This window comes from Micromonospora sp. L32, from assembly GCF_052068055.1.
In the GTDB taxonomy this organism is placed as follows: Bacteria; Actinomycetota; Actinomycetes; order Mycobacteriales; family Micromonosporaceae; genus Micromonospora; species Micromonospora purpureochromogenes.
In genome coordinates, this window is sequence record NZ_JBQHDD010000006.1 from 354,062 (window position 1) to 368,858 (window position 14,797).

The 14,797-nt window shown below is 73.5% G+C and carries 14 protein-coding genes; 5 read left to right on the top strand and 9 right to left on the bottom strand.

The annotated features are described in order from the left end of the window. Nucleotides 1-26 precede the first annotated feature (26 nt). Together ACTMTB_RS18980 and ACTMTB_RS18985 are read right to left on the bottom strand one after the other, a co-directional pair. Nucleotides 27-431, bottom strand: a complete 405-nt coding sequence (locus ACTMTB_RS18980; RefSeq protein WP_132186590.1) for a roadblock/LC7 domain-containing protein — start codon at nt 429-431, stop codon at nt 27-29. Next, entirely contained in the window at nt 428-4,048 is a 3,621-nt protein-coding gene (locus ACTMTB_RS18985) for a nitrate- and nitrite sensing domain-containing protein (protein WP_441147348.1), read from the bottom strand. The genes ACTMTB_RS18980 and ACTMTB_RS18985 overlap by 4 nt, the downstream gene beginning before the upstream one ends. Before the next feature lie 343 nt (nt 4,049-4,391). Here ACTMTB_RS18985 and ACTMTB_RS18990 point away from each other — a divergent pair, with 343 nt between their 5' ends. Continuing rightward, nucleotides 4,392-4,844, top strand: coding sequence for an ATP-binding protein (locus ACTMTB_RS18990; protein WP_441147350.1), 453 nt, complete (start codon nt 4,392-4,394; stop codon nt 4,842-4,844). Here the strand turns inward: ACTMTB_RS18990 and ACTMTB_RS18995 are convergent, their stop codons facing one another. Beyond that, nucleotides 4,845-5,921 (bottom strand): adenosine deaminase, encoded by a 1,077-nt coding sequence (locus ACTMTB_RS18995; RefSeq protein ID WP_441147352.1) that lies wholly within the window; start codon nt 5,919-5,921, stop codon nt 4,845-4,847. It abuts the gene before it with no gap. A gap of 112 nt (nt 5,922-6,033) precedes the next feature. Between ACTMTB_RS18995 and ACTMTB_RS19000 the strand changes: the two genes are divergently transcribed. Both ACTMTB_RS19000 and ACTMTB_RS19005 read left to right on the top strand, forming a co-directional pair. After that, the gene (locus ACTMTB_RS19000; RefSeq protein ID WP_334451462.1) at nt 6,034-6,666 is read left to right on the top strand and encodes an RNA polymerase sigma factor; all 633 of its coding nucleotides are present in this window, start codon (nt 6,034-6,036) and stop codon (nt 6,664-6,666) included. After that, nucleotides 6,599-7,249 (top strand): hypothetical protein, encoded by a 651-nt coding sequence (locus ACTMTB_RS19005; RefSeq protein WP_441147354.1) that lies wholly within the window; start codon nt 6,599-6,601, stop codon nt 7,247-7,249. The genes ACTMTB_RS19000 and ACTMTB_RS19005 overlap by 68 nt, the downstream gene beginning before the upstream one ends. A gap of 43 nt (nt 7,250-7,292) precedes the next feature. Here ACTMTB_RS19005 and ACTMTB_RS19010 read toward each other — a convergent pair whose 3' ends face one another. Then, nucleotides 7,293-7,706, bottom strand: a complete 414-nt coding sequence (locus ACTMTB_RS19010; protein ID WP_441147356.1) for a PPOX class F420-dependent oxidoreductase — start codon at nt 7,704-7,706, stop codon at nt 7,293-7,295. A 58-nt stretch (nt 7,707-7,764) separates the two neighbouring features. Here ACTMTB_RS19010 and ACTMTB_RS19015 point away from each other — a divergent pair, with 58 nt between their 5' ends. Both ACTMTB_RS19015 and ACTMTB_RS19020 read left to right on the top strand, forming a co-directional pair. After that, complete coding sequence (locus ACTMTB_RS19015; protein WP_441147358.1) at nt 7,765-8,268, top strand: MarR family winged helix-turn-helix transcriptional regulator; 504 nt, start codon at nt 7,765-7,767, stop codon at nt 8,266-8,268. Between the two features lie 39 nt (nt 8,269-8,307). Next, nucleotides 8,308-9,192, top strand: a complete 885-nt coding sequence (locus ACTMTB_RS19020) for a putative RNA methyltransferase (protein ID WP_441147636.1) — start codon at nt 8,308-8,310, stop codon at nt 9,190-9,192. Between the two features lie 7 nt (nt 9,193-9,199). Here the strand turns inward: ACTMTB_RS19020 and ACTMTB_RS19025 are convergent, their stop codons facing one another. The 5 genes from ACTMTB_RS19025 to ACTMTB_RS19045 form a co-directional block, all read right to left on the bottom strand. Next, nucleotides 9,200-9,880 (bottom strand): DUF4272 domain-containing protein, encoded by a 681-nt coding sequence (locus ACTMTB_RS19025; RefSeq protein ID WP_154939685.1) that lies wholly within the window; start codon nt 9,878-9,880, stop codon nt 9,200-9,202. A 134-nt stretch (nt 9,881-10,014) separates the two neighbouring features. Continuing rightward, nucleotides 10,015-11,295, bottom strand: coding sequence for a thymidine phosphorylase (locus tag ACTMTB_RS19030; protein ID WP_441147360.1), 1,281 nt, complete (start codon nt 11,293-11,295; stop codon nt 10,015-10,017). Nucleotides 11,296-11,350: 55 nt separating this feature from the next. Then, nucleotides 11,351-12,061: a cytidine deaminase gene (locus ACTMTB_RS19035; protein ID WP_088964039.1), complete on the bottom strand. Its 711-nt coding sequence runs from the start codon at nt 12,059-12,061 to the stop codon at nt 11,351-11,353. Nucleotides 12,062-12,210: 149 nt separating this feature from the next. Continuing rightward, nucleotides 12,211-13,491, bottom strand: coding sequence for an ABC transporter permease (locus ACTMTB_RS19040; protein WP_441147362.1), 1,281 nt, complete (start codon nt 13,489-13,491; stop codon nt 12,211-12,213). A 3-nt stretch (nt 13,492-13,494) separates the two neighbouring features. Next, entirely contained in the window at nt 13,495-14,724 is a 1,230-nt protein-coding gene (locus ACTMTB_RS19045) for an ABC transporter permease (RefSeq protein ID WP_441147638.1), read from the bottom strand. Nucleotides 14,725-14,797: the final 73 nt, after the last annotated feature.

Consider the following 14,797-nt stretch of genomic DNA (forward strand, 5'->3'; position numbering starts at 1 on the left):
CCGTGCCGACCCGGTGGTCAGCTCGGTCAGCCCATCATCCCGACGGCCGTGCGGGGCTGCGGGGTCAGCGCGTCGCCCACCCGGTCGACCAACAGGGCCATCTCGTAGCCGACCTGGCCCACGTCAGAGCTGCGGGCGGCCAGCACCGCGAAGGAGGAACCGTCGGAGATGGACATCAGGAACAGGAAACCGTTGTCCATCTCGACGACGGTCTGCAACACCGCGCCACCCTCGAAGCAGCGGGCCGCGCCCTGGGTGAGGCTGACCAGACCGGAGGCGATGGCGGCCAACTGGTCGGCCCGGTCGCGCGGCAGGTCCCGTGACGACGCGAGGAGCAGGCCGTCCGCGGAGACGGCGACCGCGTGCGCGACACCGGGCACCCGGTCGGCGAAGTTGGCGAGGAGCCAACCGAGATCCTGCGTAGTTGTCATCCTTCTTGCTCCTTCTGCCCGCTACCGGCCGCCGGGCCGGAGCCAGACTGCGAGGATTGCTGCCCTCCCGGAGTCGCCTCCGAGCTGGTGGGGTTGCTGTCCGAGGGGTTGCTGCGCCCGCGCTGCACGCCGCGGTGGTAGGCCGACAGCAGACCACGCACCGCCTCGGGCGTACGCCGCTGCGCCGAGATGGTCGGCTTCTCCACCGCGCCCGGGACGAGCTGGGCCATCGGCGTCCGCTTCGGCAGACCGGTCTCGGTCGTGGCCGCCACCGGCACCTCGGAGGCCGCCACGGCGGCACGCCAGCCGTCGTCGGCCGCGGTCTGCCAGCCGGCCGACTGCGGGGCGGTGGGCCGGCGGGTGGGCAGACCCTCGGCCTGACCGGGGCGGCCGCCGCCGTTGGTCGCCGAGCCGTTGTCGCGCGGCGTCCCTCCGGCCATCGGAGTGTTTGCCATCGGTGCGTTACCTGTCGTCCGTGGTGCGGTGTTCGGGACGGAGCGACCGGGGGCGTCGACGGCGGGCATCTGCTGGGTCGCGGTGCCATTGGCCGCCGGCTTGGCGGCCGCGGCGGCAGCGGCCGCCTCCTCCGGACCCGGCTTGCGGGAGGTACGGAACCAGGCCGACTCGAGCTCCCGGAAGATCGGCAGCTCCATCGTCTCGTCCGCGTACCGCTGCCGGTTCGCCGTCTCCTGCGGAGTCGGCGGCCGGTTCACCGGGGCCGGCTGCGCCGCGCGGACCTGCGGCGCGGCGGGCTGCCGCACGGCCGGCGGGGTGGCCGGCGCGGACGGCTGCGCGGTCTGCTGGGTCGGCTCGGGGCGTGCGACCCGGGGCAGCTCCGTGGTCATGTCCAGCGCGGCGGCGAGCCGCTCGGGCACCGGCGGGGCGGCCTGCTCCTGGTTCGGCACCGGCGGCCAGGCCGGCGGGGCGGCCGGGCTCGGCGGGCTCTGCCGGGGCGGCGCGGACGCCGGCTGGGCGGAGACCGGGGCGGCCGACACGGGCTGACCCGAGTACGGCTGGGCGGAGACCGGGTGCCCCGAGTACGGCGAGGCCGGCGGTGCGGAGTACGGCGAGGCCGGCGGCGCCGAGTACGGCGAGGCCGACACCGGCGGGCCCGAGTACGGCGAGGCCGAGACCGGGTAACCCGAGACCGGGGCGCCGGAGACCGGCGGGAGCGGCGGCGCGGACACCGGCGGGACCGGCGGCGCGCTGTAGGGGCGGGCCTCCGGGCTGCTCGGCAGCTGCCGCGGGATCACCGGCTGCTGGCCGGTGACCGGGTCGGTGTCGCCGGACCGCCGCTGCGGCAGCGGGTCGATCTGCTGCCCGTTGGTGGAGCGGGGCGTGAAGCCGTCGTTACCGTTGAGCGCGCTGGCACCGGTCAGGTCCGACCAGGCCGGCATGGAGCGCCCCCCGCCGGCGTTGGCCGGCGAGCCGTGCGGGGCCGGGTCGAACGCCCGCCCGCCGAGGGTGACCTGGTTGCCGGACTCGCCGGTACGCGGGGTCGGCGTCGGGCCGTTGCCCAGCGCGGGCAGCGCGCCGAAGGCCGGGGCCGCGCCGAAGGTCGGGGCCGCACCGAACTGCTGCGGGCTGGGCGTGGCCGCGGGCAGCGCCGGGGCGGGCTGGCCGCGACCGGTGAGCGCCCGGGGGACCAGCACGGAGGTGGGCATGGTGACCTCGGCCACCGTGCCCCGGTCGGAGCCGGGACGCAGCTCGACCTTGACGCCGTGCCGCGAGGCCAGCCGGGCGACCACGACCAGGCCCATCATCCGGGAGACGGCGACGTCGACCTGGGGCGGCGTGGCGAGCCGCTCGTTGAGGTCGCCCAGCTGCTCCTGGCTGATGCCGATGCCGTGGTCCTCGACGTAGAGGGTGGCCCGGTCGCCAATGCGGCGCGCCTCGACCATGACCTGCGAGTCCGGCGGCGAGAACGCGGTCGCGTTGTCGAACAGCTCGGCGACGAGGTGCACCATGTCGTTGACCGCGTGGGCGGCGACCTCGATGTCCCGGTCGATGATCCCGAACTCGATCCGGGTGTAGTGCTCGACCTCGGACTGCGCGGCGCGCAGCACGTCGATCAGGGCGGCCGGCTCGCGCTGCACCCGGGTGGAGTCGGCACCGGCGAGGACCAGCAGGTTCTCGTCGTTGCGGCGCATCCGGGTGGCCAGGTGGTCGAGCTGGAACAGCTCGGCCAGGCGGTCCGGGTCCTCCTCGCCGCGCTCCAGCCGGTCGAGGTGACCGATCAGCCGGTCGACCAGGATCTGCGAACGGCGGGCGAGGTTGACGAACATCGTCGCGACGGAGGAGCGCAGCGCGGCCTGCTCGGCGGCGGTGCGGACCGCCTCCAGGTGGACCGCGTTGAACGCCTCGGTCACCTGGCCGAACTCGTCCTTGCTGCGCACCGGCAGCGGCTCGGCGATCTGGTTGGCCAGTTGCGCCGGGGAGAGCTGGCCGCTGACCTGCGGGTCGCGCAGCCGGGCCACCGCCTGCGGCAGGCCGTACTGGGCGATGGACAGGGCGCCCTGGCGCAGGTCGCGCAGCGAGCGGGCCATCGACCGGGCGACCAGGTACGCGAAGAGGATCGCCAGCAGCAGCATGCTCAGCAGCAGGCCGGTCTCCAGGAAGACCTGGCGCTGCACGTCGGAGCGGAGTTCGTCGGCCTGCCGGACCACGTTGCCGTCGAGCTTGACCTCGACGGCACGGATCAGCGCGGCGTTGGAAACCATGGCCGCGTCCCACTGGTCCGTGCCGAACTCGACCCCAGCGATGCTCTCGGTGTCACGGGACTTGATGAAGCCGCTGTAGGCCTGCGCCTGACGCAGGTCGGAGCCGGCGACGGTCTGCCGGTACAGCTCGCGCTCGGACTGGTTGGCGACCGACTGGAAGGTCTGTGTCGCCAGTTCCCCGCCCTGCTGGCTGCGAATGAAGTCGTCGCGCAGCGGAGCGATGTACGCCTTCTGCAGGAGCACCCGGTGCACCGCCACCCGGCGCAGCGACAGGAACTCCTTTTCCCGCGCGACGGCCGCGGCGGCCCGCATCCGGTCGCTCAGGTCGTTGTCGCCGGCGAGCTGGGTGGTCGAGTCGCGGACGCTCATCAGCTGGTCGATCAGGCCCTGGTACGACCCGATCGCGTTGCTGAGGCTGAGCTTGCCGTTGTAGACCTGGCTCCGGGTGCCGGGCAGGTCGCTCAGATTCTGGTCGATCCGGTCCAGCAGCGTCTCGAGGCTGGCCGGGAGATCATCGATCTCCAGCCGTTGCTGCGAGTACGGCGCCTTGGCCCGGTCGACCCGCTGGTTGACCCGGTTGTACGCCTCCTGGTACTGGTCCCGGGGCTGGCCCTTGGGCGCGCCCAGCAGCAGGACGGCGGCGGTGCGCTCGTCCTGGAGGCTGTTGACCAGGTCACCCGAGTACCCGACCAGGTTGGCCAGTTCGCCCGCCCGGTTGGCATTGTTGAGCGTCTGCAGGTGGTCCACCAGACCGCTGGTGCCCACGACGACCGTGGCGATGGTCGGCACGATCATGATGAGACCGAGCTTGGACCAGATCGGCATGTCGCGGAGCCGGCCAGCCGGCCGGCGTAGCCGCGACAGGAAGGAGCCCGCCGTCTTCGGCCGTTTGCTCACGTCACCGCCCTCGCGATTGCAGCGTCCCCGCGTTGCCCCGGGCAACGCCCAGCGACCGACCCGGCGGGTCGGACCTCCGAGATTCCATCACGCCGCCCCGGAAAGAGAAAGCCCAGGTTGGCGGTCGCCGAAGGTGTGATGAGATGTTGATGCAATTTGATAGCAATCCGTCTGGCCGGAGTTACCGAACGTAATGGAATATCGTCACCGCGTTGTCCTGCTCGCTGGCCCCTCCGGCTCTGGAAAGTCGTATATAGCCCATCGAACCGGACTTCCGGTGCTCTGCCTGGACGACTTTTACAAGGACGGCGATGACCCTACGTTGCCGCGCCAGAACGGACAGGTGGACTGGGACTCGCCCGACTCGTGGGATGCCGGGACGGCCGTGGACACAATTGCCCGACTGGCCCAGGAGGGCAAGGCCGAAGTGCCGGTTTATGCGATCGGTGCCGACCGACGGGTGGCCACCCGGCCATTCGAGGTGGCCGGATCGCCACTTTTCGTCGCCGAAGGGATCTTCGCCGCCGAGATCGTCGAGGAGTGCCGCCGCCGGGGGCTGCTGGCCGGGGCGTACGCGCTGCGGCGCCCGCGCGGCACGACCTTCGTCCGCCGGCTGACCCGCGACCTCGCCGAGCAGCGCAAGGCGCCGAAGGTCCTGCTGCGGCGCGGGGTGGCGCTGCTGCGCGCCGAGCCGGCGGTGCTGCGCCGGCAGACCGGGCTGGGCGCCGAGGCCGCCCGCGCGCGCGACGTGCTGCGGCGGGTGGCCGGCCTGGTCGCCAGCCACCCGCACCACTGATCAGGCCAGCAGCTTCGCGTACGCCGGCTTGATCACCTCGTCGATGATCCGCAGCCGCTCGTCGAACGGGATGAAGGCGCTCTTCATGGCGTTGATGGTGAACCACTGGAGCTCCTTCCAGCCGTAGCCGAAGGCGTCCACCAGCAGCGCCATCTCCCGGGACATCGAGGTGCCGCTCATCAGCCGGTTGTCGGTGTTGACCGTGACCCGGAACCGCAGGTCGCGCAGCAGCCCGATCGGGTGGTCGGCGATCGAGGCGGCGGCACCGGTCTGCACGTTCGACGACGGGCACAGCTCCAGCGGGATGCGCTTGTCCCGCACGTACGCGGCCAGCCGGCCGAGCACCGGCGGCGGCCCGGAGGTGATGTCGTCGACGATCCGTACCCCGTGCCCGAGCCGGTCCGCGCCGCACCACTGGATGGCCTGCCAGATCGAGGGCAGCCCGAACGCCTCGCCGGCGTGGATGGTGAAGTGGAAGTTCTCCCGCTGCAGGTACTCGAAGGCGTCCAGGTGACGGGTGGGCGGGAAGCCCGCCTCGGCGCCGGCGATGTCGAAGCCGACCACCCCGGTGTCCCGGTGCCGCACCGCCAGCTCGGCGATCTCCTGCGAGCGCGCGGCGTGCCGCATCGCGGTCAGCAGGGTGCCGATCCGGACGGGCGTGCCGGCCGCGGCGGCCTGCTCGCTGCCCTCGACGAAGCCGGCCACCACCGCCTCGACCACCTCGTCCAGGGTGAGGTGCTGCTCCAGGTGCTGCTCCGGGGCGAACCGCACCTCGGCGTAGACCACCCCGTCGGCGGCCAGGTCGAGCGCGCACTCCCGGGCCACCCGGCGCAGCGCCGGCGCGGTCTGCATGACGGCGACGGTGTGCGCGAAGGTCTCCAGGTAGCGCTCCAGCGAACCCGAGTTCGCCGCCTCCACGAACCAGCGGCCGAGCGCCTCCGGGTCGGTGGTGGGCAGCTCGTGACCGACCTCGGCGGCGAGTTCGACGACCGTCGCCGGCCGCAGGCCGCCGTCGAGATGATCGTGCAGCAGCGCCTTGGGGACCTTGACGATGTCCTCGTATCGGATTGCGACCATGCTCAGACCCTAGTCAGCCCCCGACCGACCCAGGGACGGGACCGCCGGGCCGGCGAGTCGCCGTGAACCGCACCACCCCGTACGGACATGACAGGGGCAGGGAGGGCGCGACATGACTGACGACCGAGAGCTCTGGGCCCGGAGCCTCGACGGTGACACCACGGCCTTCGGCACGCTCTTCGAGCGGCACGCGGACGCGGTGTTCGGCTACTGCCTGCGGCGTACGGGGGCGTGGTCGGCCGCGGAGGACCTGGTCTCGGTGGTGTTCCTGGAGGCCTGGCGGCGAAGACGGGCGATGGTGCCGTACGGCGCGAGCGTCCTGCCCTGGCTCTACGGCATCGCGCTGGGCGTCAGCCGCAACCACCACCGGTCGCTGCGGCGGCACCGGGCCGCGCTGGACCGGGTGCCGCCGCCCGAGCCCGCCGCCGACCACGCCGACGCGGTGGTCGAGCGGGTGGACGCCGAGCGACGGGTGGCCGCCGTGCACCGCCACCTCGCCGGGCTCGCCCGCCGGGACCGGGAGGTGGTGGAGGCCTGCGTCTGGCTCGGACAGACCCAGGCCGAGGCCGCCGTCACGCTCGGCATCCCGCTGGGCACCGTCAAGTCCCGCCTGGCCCGGGCGCACCGTCAGCTGCGCACCGGCGTGCTCGCCGACCTCGCGATGGAGGACCGACCCGATGGACCACAGTCCGCTCCGCCCGGACCTGCCGCACCTGCCCGCCGAACGGGTCCGCGTACGCCGTGACGCGCTGCTCCGGGAGATCGCCCCGGCGCGCCGCCGACCGGTGACCGCCGCGCGACGGCGACTCGCCGTTGTCGCCGTCGGGCTCGCGACGCTGGCCGCGGCCGGCACGGCGGCGGTGGTCGCCGGCCGCCCGCACGCACCCGCGGGGACGGCGACGACGCCGTCGGCGAGCGCGTCGGCCTCCGACGGCACGGTCACGGTGACCGTGGCCGACACCGCCGACCCGACCCGGGTCAACGACGAGCTGCGCCGGATCGGCGCCCGGGCGACGCTGGTCAAGACCCGACCGGAGGCCGCCTGCCCGCCCGGGGACCGGGGCACCGAGGTACGACCGGACCTCGCCGTCGGGCTCGGGCCGAACGCCGCCGTGACCTTCGCCGAGCCCGGGGCCGGGCTGCTGGTGATCCATCCGGACCGGATCCCGGCGGGGCTGATGCTCGCGGTGCATCTGCGCCAGCAGGAGGCGAACGGCAGCTATCTCTCGGGCTGGGCGTTCTATCGGCTGCCCGGGCCCGGCTGCGTGGTCGCCGGAGCGCACCGGTCGTTCGACGAGCCGGCCCCGAGCGGGAGCGGCCCCCGCTGACCGGGCCGGTCGACCGGGTTCAGGGACGCGACGGTGAGCCGGCTCAGGGTCGCCAGCCGTAGACCCGCTCGACGGCGAGCCGGATCACCAGCCGCCCGTCGGCGACCATCGCCGCCCGGTACTCCGCCCAGTCGGGGTGCTCGCCCCGGATCCGGCGGTAGACCTCGACCAGCTCCTCGACGGTGGCGTCGTCCTCGGTCGCGGCGGGCGGGGTGAGGGTGACGATCCCCTCGGCGACGGCGTACGCGCCGCCGTCGGGGGTGGTGACGTGGAAGCTGGCCCGGGGGTCGCGGCGCAGGTTGCGCGCCTTGGCCCGGTCGCCGACGGTCGAGCAGCGGATCAGGCCCGGCTCGGCGAGGTAGTCGAGGTTGGACAGCTGGGGCCGGCCGTCGCGGCGCAGCGTCACCAGGACGCCGCGACCCCGCTCACCGAAAAGCTCCCACAATCTGGTTGACATGTCACCAACCTAGGAGCGATGTAGATGACGTGTCAACCATCCGGCTAGGCTGACCGCCATGGACGCACCCCGCTGGCTGGACGACCGCGAGGACCGCGCCTGGCGCGGCTACCGCCGGATGCGCCGGCTGCTCGACCTCGAGCTGGCCCGCGACCTGATGCGCGACGCCGGGCTCTCCGAGCCCGACTACGACGTGCTCTCCGACCTCTCCGAGGCACCGGACGGGCGGCTGCGGCTGGGCGAGCTGGCCGACCGGATGCTCTGGTCACGCAGCCGCCTCTCCCACCACCTGAGCCGGATGCAGCAGCGCGGGCTGGTCGTTCGCGAGGAGTGCGCCACCGACGGCCGCGGCTCGGTGGTGGTGCTCACCGCCGAGGGCCGACGGGCGATCGAGGCCGCCGCCCCCGGCCACGTCGCCGCCGTCCGCCGGCACCTGATCGACCTGCTGGAGCCGGACGAACTGGCCGCGCTCGACCGGCTCACCCACCGGGTCGTCGACCGGCTGGCCGGGAGCGGCGACGCCGGGCGCGCGTCCGGCCGGGGCCCCGAGCCGCTCCCGTAGGCTCACCGGGTGACCGCGCCGCACCCGCCCGAGGCCGGGATGCCCCCGGCCGTGCTGGCCCGGCTGCGCTGCCCGGTCTGCGCCGAACCACTGGCCACGGCCCCCGACACCCGCGCGCTGCGCTGCCCGCGCCGGCACAGCTTCGACGTCGCCCGGCAGGGGTACGTCAACCTGCTCACCGGCCGCGCCCCGCACGTCGGCGACACCGCCGACATGGTCGCCGCCCGGGCGGACTTCCTGGCCGCCGGGCACTACGACGTCATCTCCGCCGCGCTGGCCGAGGCGGCCACCCGGGTCGTCGGCCCGACGAGCGCCGGCCGGCGGGCGGACGGCGAGCCGGACGTCGGGGCGTACCCGCTGGTGGTGGACGCCGGGGCGGGGACCGGCCGGCACCTCGCCGCGGTGCTGGCGGCGCTGCCCGACGCGGTGGGTCTGGCCCTGGACGTTTCCAAGCCGGCGCTGCGCCGCGCGGCCCGGGCCCACCCGAGGGCTGCGGCGGCGCTGGCCGACACCTGGCAGCGGCTGCCGCTCGCCGACACCTCGACCGCCGTGCTGCTGAACGTCTTCGCCCCGCGCAACGGCGCGGAGTTCCACCGGGTCCTCGACCCGGCCGGGGCGCTGCTGGTGGTCACCCCGACCGACGCGCACCTCGCCGAGCTGGTCGACGCGCTCGACCTGCTGCGGGTGGACCCGGCCAAGGCGGACCGGGTCGCCGACAGCCTGGCCGGTCACTTCACCGAGGAGCGCGGCGCCGCGCACACCGCCCGGCTGCGGCTGAGCCGGGCCGAGGTGGCGACCCTGGTCGGGATGGGCCCCAGCGCCTGGCACACCGACCCGGAACGGCTGGCCGCCCGGATCGCCGCGCTGCCGGAGCCGGTGGCGGTCACCGCCGCCGTCCGGCTCACCGTCTGGCGCCCGCGCTGACCCGGGCTCAGGTGGAGAGGTCGACCTCTTCCCAGCCCGGCGGCTCGTCGTGGTACGGCCCGCGCAGCATCACCGCCCACTCCAGCGCCCAGCGCCGCTGGCCGATCGCGTTGGCGTCGACCAGCCCCGGCAGCGGCTGACCGCGCTTCTCCGCCTCCAGGTACGCCCAGTCCAGGCAGTAGTGCAGATCGAGCAGGGCGGCGGCGTCGGCCGGGTGCTGCGGCGCGGCCAGGATCCGGGCCCGCCACTGGCCGAACGTCTCCCCGCCGGCGAGGTGCGGCATCCGCTCCACCAACCGCTCGTCGACCGGGATGGTCGGGTCGAGCTGCTTGCTCAGGCCGAGCACCCAGGCCAGCGAGAAGAGCGCGTCGTGGTGCAGCACGAACGAGCGGTGGTCGCCCTTGCCGCCCATCACGAACTGCCACTCGGGCGGCGTGACCATCTCGACCAGGTGCGAGTCGAGCAGCCAGCTCATCGCCGCCTGCGGCGGCATCCCGAAGCAGCGGGCCAGGATCAGGTGCAGGACCGCGATCCGCGCCTCGATCTCCCCGGTGGGACGCAACTCGATCTCGTCGCCCGGCTCCCACACCAACGGAAACTGGGGAGGCGGCAACGGCAGGCGCAACCGGGACAGCTCGTCCAGGCTCGCCTCACGGACTTCCCGGGGATCGGGGGCGGGTACCAACACGGTCGAAGTCCCTGTCTGCTCGCGCCGGCGTCACCGCCGGCCTCTCCCCCTGGGCTGGGAGAATAGCGCCCGTGGCGGGTCGGCACCATGCCGAGGTTCCCCCACCGGCCGACCGGTCTCGGGCGGTCGGCCGTTCAGCCGATCCGCTCGATGACCAGCGACGACGGGGTCGGCGCGGTGGGCGCCAGGTGGACCGCCAGCTCGACCTCGGCCCGCGCCGCCGGGATCCGGGTGGCCTGGTCGGCGCGGAGCTCGTAGAGCGGGTCGCCGGCCCGGACCCGGTCGCCGGGCTGCTTGTGCAGCACCACGCCGGCGGCGGCGCTGACCGGGTCCTCCTTGCGGGCCCGCCCGGCGCCGAGCCGCCACGCGGCCACCCCGATCGCGTACGCGTCGACGGACTCGACGAAGCCGTCGGCCTGGGCGCGGACCACCTCGACCTCGTTGGCGGTCGGCATCGGCGCGTCCGGGTCGCCGCCCTGGGCGCGGATCATCCTGCGCCAGGCGTCCATCGCCCGTCCGTCGCGCAGCGCGGCGGCCGGGTCGGCGTCCGGCAGGCCGGCCGCGTCCAGCATCTCCCGGGCCAGTGCCAGGGTCAGCTCCACCACGTCGGCCGGGCCGCCCCCGGCCAGCACCTCCACCGACTCGGTCACCTCGACCGCGTTGCCGACGGTCAGGCCGAGCGGGGTGGACATGTCGGTGAGCAGGGCGACGGTCCGCACGCCGTGCGCGCCGCCCAGCTCGACCATCGTCCGGGCCAGTTCCCGCGCGTCGTCGACGGACTTCATGAACGCGCCGGAACCGACCTTGACGTCGAGCACCAGCGCACCGGTTCCCTCGGCGATCTTCTTGCTCATGATCGAGCTGGCGATCAGCGGGATCGCCTCGACGGTGCCGGTGACATCGCGCAGCGCGTACAGCTTGCGGTCGGCCGGGGCCAGCCCCTCGCCGGCCGCGCAGATCACCGCGCCGACCTCGCGCAGCTGGGAGATGAACTCGTCGTTGCTCAGCGCCGCCCGCCAGCCGGGGATCGACTCCAGCTTGTCCAGCGTGCCGCCGGTGTGCCCCAGGCCGCGCCCGGACAGCTGCGGCACCGCGCCGCCGCAGGCCGCGACCAGCGGGGTGAGCGGCAGGGTGATCTTGTCACCGACCCCGCCGGTGGAGTGCTTGTCCACGGTCGGCCGGGAGACCGGCGAGAGGTCCAGCCGCTCGCCGCTGGCGATCATCGCGGCGGTCCACCGGGCGATCTCCGGCGGGGTCATCCCGCGCAGCAGGATCGCCATGGCCAGCGCCGACATCTGCTCGTCCGCGACCAGCCCCCGGGTGTACGCGTCGACCACCCAGTCGATCTGGGCGTCGCTCAGCACTCCCCCGTCCCGCTTGGTACGGATGACGTCGACCGCCGTGAACGCACTCATCGTCGAGTTCCTCTGCTTGTTGGTTCTGCTGATCGGCGGTACGCCGCGCAGGGGTTCAGCCCGCGGGCCAGCGGGTGGGGATCTCCATCGGCGGTTCGCCCTCGCCGGCCCAGAAGATGGTGCCGCTCGCGTCGACCACCACCACCCGGGGCGTCCGGGCGTGCCCCCAGGTGATCGCCTCGGCGGGCTCGTCCCAGCTCGGGCCCTCCTCCAGCACCCCGGTCTCGGCGCCCTCGGCGTCCCCCGCCGACCGCTCCCAGTACGCCGTCCAGACCTGCTGCCCGGCGGACATGTCGGGGTGCACGAAGACGGTGCCCCGCCCCCGCCAGGCGGCCAGCCGCTCCGGCACCACCGGAACCGGCTGCTCCCCGGTCACCGCCTCGATGTCGGCCACGTCGAAGGCGTGCGGCAGCAGCTCCGCCATGCGCAGCGGCCGGCCCTTGGACTCGACCAGGCACTCCGGCCCGCCGTTCTCCCAGAGCAGCTGCCGGCAGCGCCCGCACGGCATCAGCGGCTCGCCGGTGGCGTCGACGCAGGACATCGCGACGAGCCGGCCACCGCCGCTGGCGTGCAGGGCGGAGACCACCCCGCACTCGGCGCAGAGCGTGACGCCGTACGCGGCGTTCTCCACGTTGCAGCCGGTCACCACCCGGCCGTCGTCGACCAGGGCGGCCGCCCCGACCGGGAACTTCGAGTACGGCACGTACGCGTGCCGCATCACCTCGGTGGCGGCGGCCCGCAGTCGCTCCCAGTCGATCTCGGTCATCCCACCATTCTGCCCAAGTCACCCTGGTCGGGCGCGGGAAGGGGTATCCCTGGTGTCCGCCGACACCAGCCCGCACCCGCCCGGCCCGGAAACGACCGTGCCCGGCGGGGTATCCCCCACCGGGCACGGATCTGGCCTCTGCCGGAGGCTCAGCCCTTGATGTACGGCTTGCCGTCGGCTGCGGGAGCGCGCACCCGGCCGACCAGGCCGGCCACCGCCAGGATCGTCGCCAGGTACGGCAGCATCGCCAGGAACTGGCTCGGGATGCTGCTGCCGATCGCGCCCAGGTAGGTGGCGAGCTGGTCGGCGAAGCCGAAGAACAGGGCCGCGAGCAGCGCCCCGGTCGGGCTCCACCGGCCGAAGATCAGCGCGGCCAGGGCGATGAAGCCCTTACCGCCGATCATGTTCTTGGTGAAGCTGTAGAGCGCCAGCGTGTAGGAGGCACCGCCGATGCCGGCGACCACGCCCGCCAGCAGCACGTTGCGGTAGCGCAGCCCCAGCACCTTGACGCCGAGGGTGTCCGCCGCGGTCGGGTGCTCGCCCACCGAGCGGGTCCGCAGGCCCCACCGGGTGCGGAACAGCGCGATGTGGATGACCAGCACCAGCAGCAGGCCCAGGTAGAGGAAGATGTTGCCGCGGAACAGCGCCGGCCCGATCAGCGGGATGTCCTTGAGCAGCGGGATCTCCCAGTTGGTGAAGCGGGGAGCGCTGTTGTACTTCTGCGCGTTGGTCTGCATCAGCCGCTCGTAGAGGAAGCCGGTGATGCCGACCGCCAGCAGGTTCAGCACGACACCCATGACCACCTGGTCGACCAGGTAGCGGATCGCGAAGACGGCCAGCAGCAGCGAGATGAACGCCCCGCCGATCGCCGCCGCGACCAGGCCGACCCACACGCTGTTGAACATGCTGCCGAAGAGCGCGCCGCTGAAGGCGCCCATGAGCAGCTGTCCCTCGATCGCCACGTTGACCACGCCGGAGCGCTCGCAGAGCACGCCGGCCAGCGCGCCGAAGATCAGCGGCAGGGCCAGGATGAAGGTGCCCCGGACGATGTTGACCAGCGGCATGAAGTTGCGGCCCTCGGGGGCGGCCGACACCTGCCAGCAGAGGAAGCTCAGCACGAAGGCGACCAGCCCGACGCCGAGCGCCAGGGTGAACCAACGCTTCGGGATCCCGGCCAGCAGGGCGGCGCCGGCCGCGGCGGCGATGATCCCGAAGAGGATCGCGCCGATCGTGCCGTTGATCTCCAGTGCCGCGCCGCCCTCGGTCTCGCTGAGGGTGAAGCGCGCCTGCCGGTCGGTGGCGAGCGCCCCGAAGAGCGCGGCGGCGAGCACGCCCAGCGCCAGCAGGACCGCGCCGATCTTGCGGTTGCGGGTCCAGAACCCCTCGTCGACCGTGGCGACGGCGACGTCGGGGACAGCCATGGTGGACATGCCTTACCAGCCCTTCGCCAGGCTCGTCTGCAACCGGGCGGCGCGGGCGGCCCGGAGCTGGAAGATCGCCTTCACCAGGGCCGGTGCGGCGATGAAGATGACGATCAGCGCCTGGAGCACGGTGACCAGCTCCAGCGAGATCCCCGAGTACGACTGCATCCGGTTGCCGCCGGCCTGGAGCGCGCCGAAGAGCAGCGCCGCCAGCAGCACGCCCCACGGCTTCACCCGGCCGAGCAGGGCCACCAGGATGCCGTCAAAGCCGATCTGCGCGACCACCAGCGGGGTCAGCGCGTTCGCCGTCGAGCCGAGCACCATCTGGCTGCCGCCGAGGCCGGCGAGCAGGCCGGAGATCACCATGATCAGGACGTACGTCCGGGTGACGCTGATGCCGGCGGTGCGGGCGGCGTCCGGGTTGGCGCCGACGGCGCGCAGCTCGAAGCCGAGCGTGGAGCGGTTGAGCAGCCAGGCGACGAACCAGGTGACCAGCACCGCGAGCAGGATGCCGGTGTGCACCCGCAGGTCGTCGCCGAGCAGTCGGGGCAGCTGGGCCGAGGAGTCGACCGGCTTGCTGATCGCGTCGGAGCGGTCCGGGTTCTGCACCCCGTTCTGGATGATGACCCAGGAGAGGAAGTAGACCGCGACGTAGTTGAGCATGATCGTGTTGATCACCTCGTGCGCGCCGGTCCGGGCCTTGAGGATGCCGGGGATGAAGCCCCAGACCGCACCGCCCACGGCGCCGGCGATCAACGCGACGAGCAGGTGCACCACCGGCGGCAGCGGCAGGGCGAACCCGGCCACCGCGGCGAGGATGACACCCATGGTCGCCTGGCCCTGGGCGCCGATGTTGAACAGGCCGCCCCGGAAGGCGAGCGCGACCGACAGACCGGTGAAGACCAGCGGCGCGGTGTAGGTGAGCGTCTCGGAGATCGGGCTCAGCACCGCCTGGAAGCCGGACGCCTCGGGGTCGAAGACGGCACCCTTGAACAGGTTCGCGTACGCCTCGCTGACGACCGTCCAGCTGGAGTTGATCGCGTCGCCGGGCCGGGCCGTGATGTAGCTGTAGGTGGCCAGCACCTCCGGGTCGGACACGATGATCAGGACCGCCCCGAACAGCATCGCCAGCACCAGGGCGAGCACCGTCACGGTGACCGTGTTGGCGGCCCAGAGGTTGTCCAGGAAGAGCCGGCCCAGGGTGGGGCGGGGCTGCTCCGTGGGCTGCTTCGGGGCGGTCATGGTCGCGCCGCGGTCGGTGTTGCCGGCCTCGTCCTGCGCCGCCTGCGCCTCGGTCGCCGGCTCCTTGTCCGGG

Bases quoted from the DNA above. Each gene is read 5' to 3' on its own strand.
- ACTMTB_RS19020 (WP_441147636.1), top strand. From the start codon at position 8,308: ATGCCCCCGGCCGTGCTGGCCCGGCTGCGCTGCCCGGTCTGCGCCGAA.
- ACTMTB_RS18980 (WP_132186590.1), bottom strand. From the start codon at position 431: ATGACAACTACGCAGGATCTCGGTTGGCTCCTCGCCAACTTCGCCGAC.
- ACTMTB_RS19040 (WP_441147362.1), bottom strand. From the start codon at position 13,491: ATGTCCACCATGGCTGTCCCCGACGTCGCCGTCGCCACGGTCGACGAG.
- ACTMTB_RS19045 (WP_441147638.1), bottom strand. From the start codon at position 14,724: ATGACCGCCCCGAAGCAGCCCACGGAGCAGCCCCGCCCCACCCTGGGC.
- ACTMTB_RS19000 (WP_334451462.1), top strand. From the start codon at position 6,034: ATGACTGACGACCGAGAGCTCTGGGCCCGGAGCCTCGACGGTGACACC.
- ACTMTB_RS19010 (WP_441147356.1), bottom strand. From the start codon at position 7,706: ATGTCAACCAGATTGTGGGAGCTTTTCGGTGAGCGGGGTCGCGGCGTC.
- ACTMTB_RS19015 (WP_441147358.1), top strand. From the start codon at position 7,765: ATGGACGCACCCCGCTGGCTGGACGACCGCGAGGACCGCGCCTGGCGC.
- ACTMTB_RS18995 (WP_441147352.1), bottom strand. From the start codon at position 5,921: ATGGTCGCAATCCGATACGAGGACATCGTCAAGGTCCCCAAGGCGCTG.
- ACTMTB_RS19030 (WP_441147360.1), bottom strand. From the start codon at position 11,295: ATGAGTGCGTTCACGGCGGTCGACGTCATCCGTACCAAGCGGGACGGG.
- ACTMTB_RS19005 (WP_441147354.1), top strand. From the start codon at position 6,599: ATGGACCACAGTCCGCTCCGCCCGGACCTGCCGCACCTGCCCGCCGAA.
- ACTMTB_RS19035 (WP_088964039.1), bottom strand. From the start codon at position 12,061: ATGACCGAGATCGACTGGGAGCGACTGCGGGCCGCCGCCACCGAGGTG.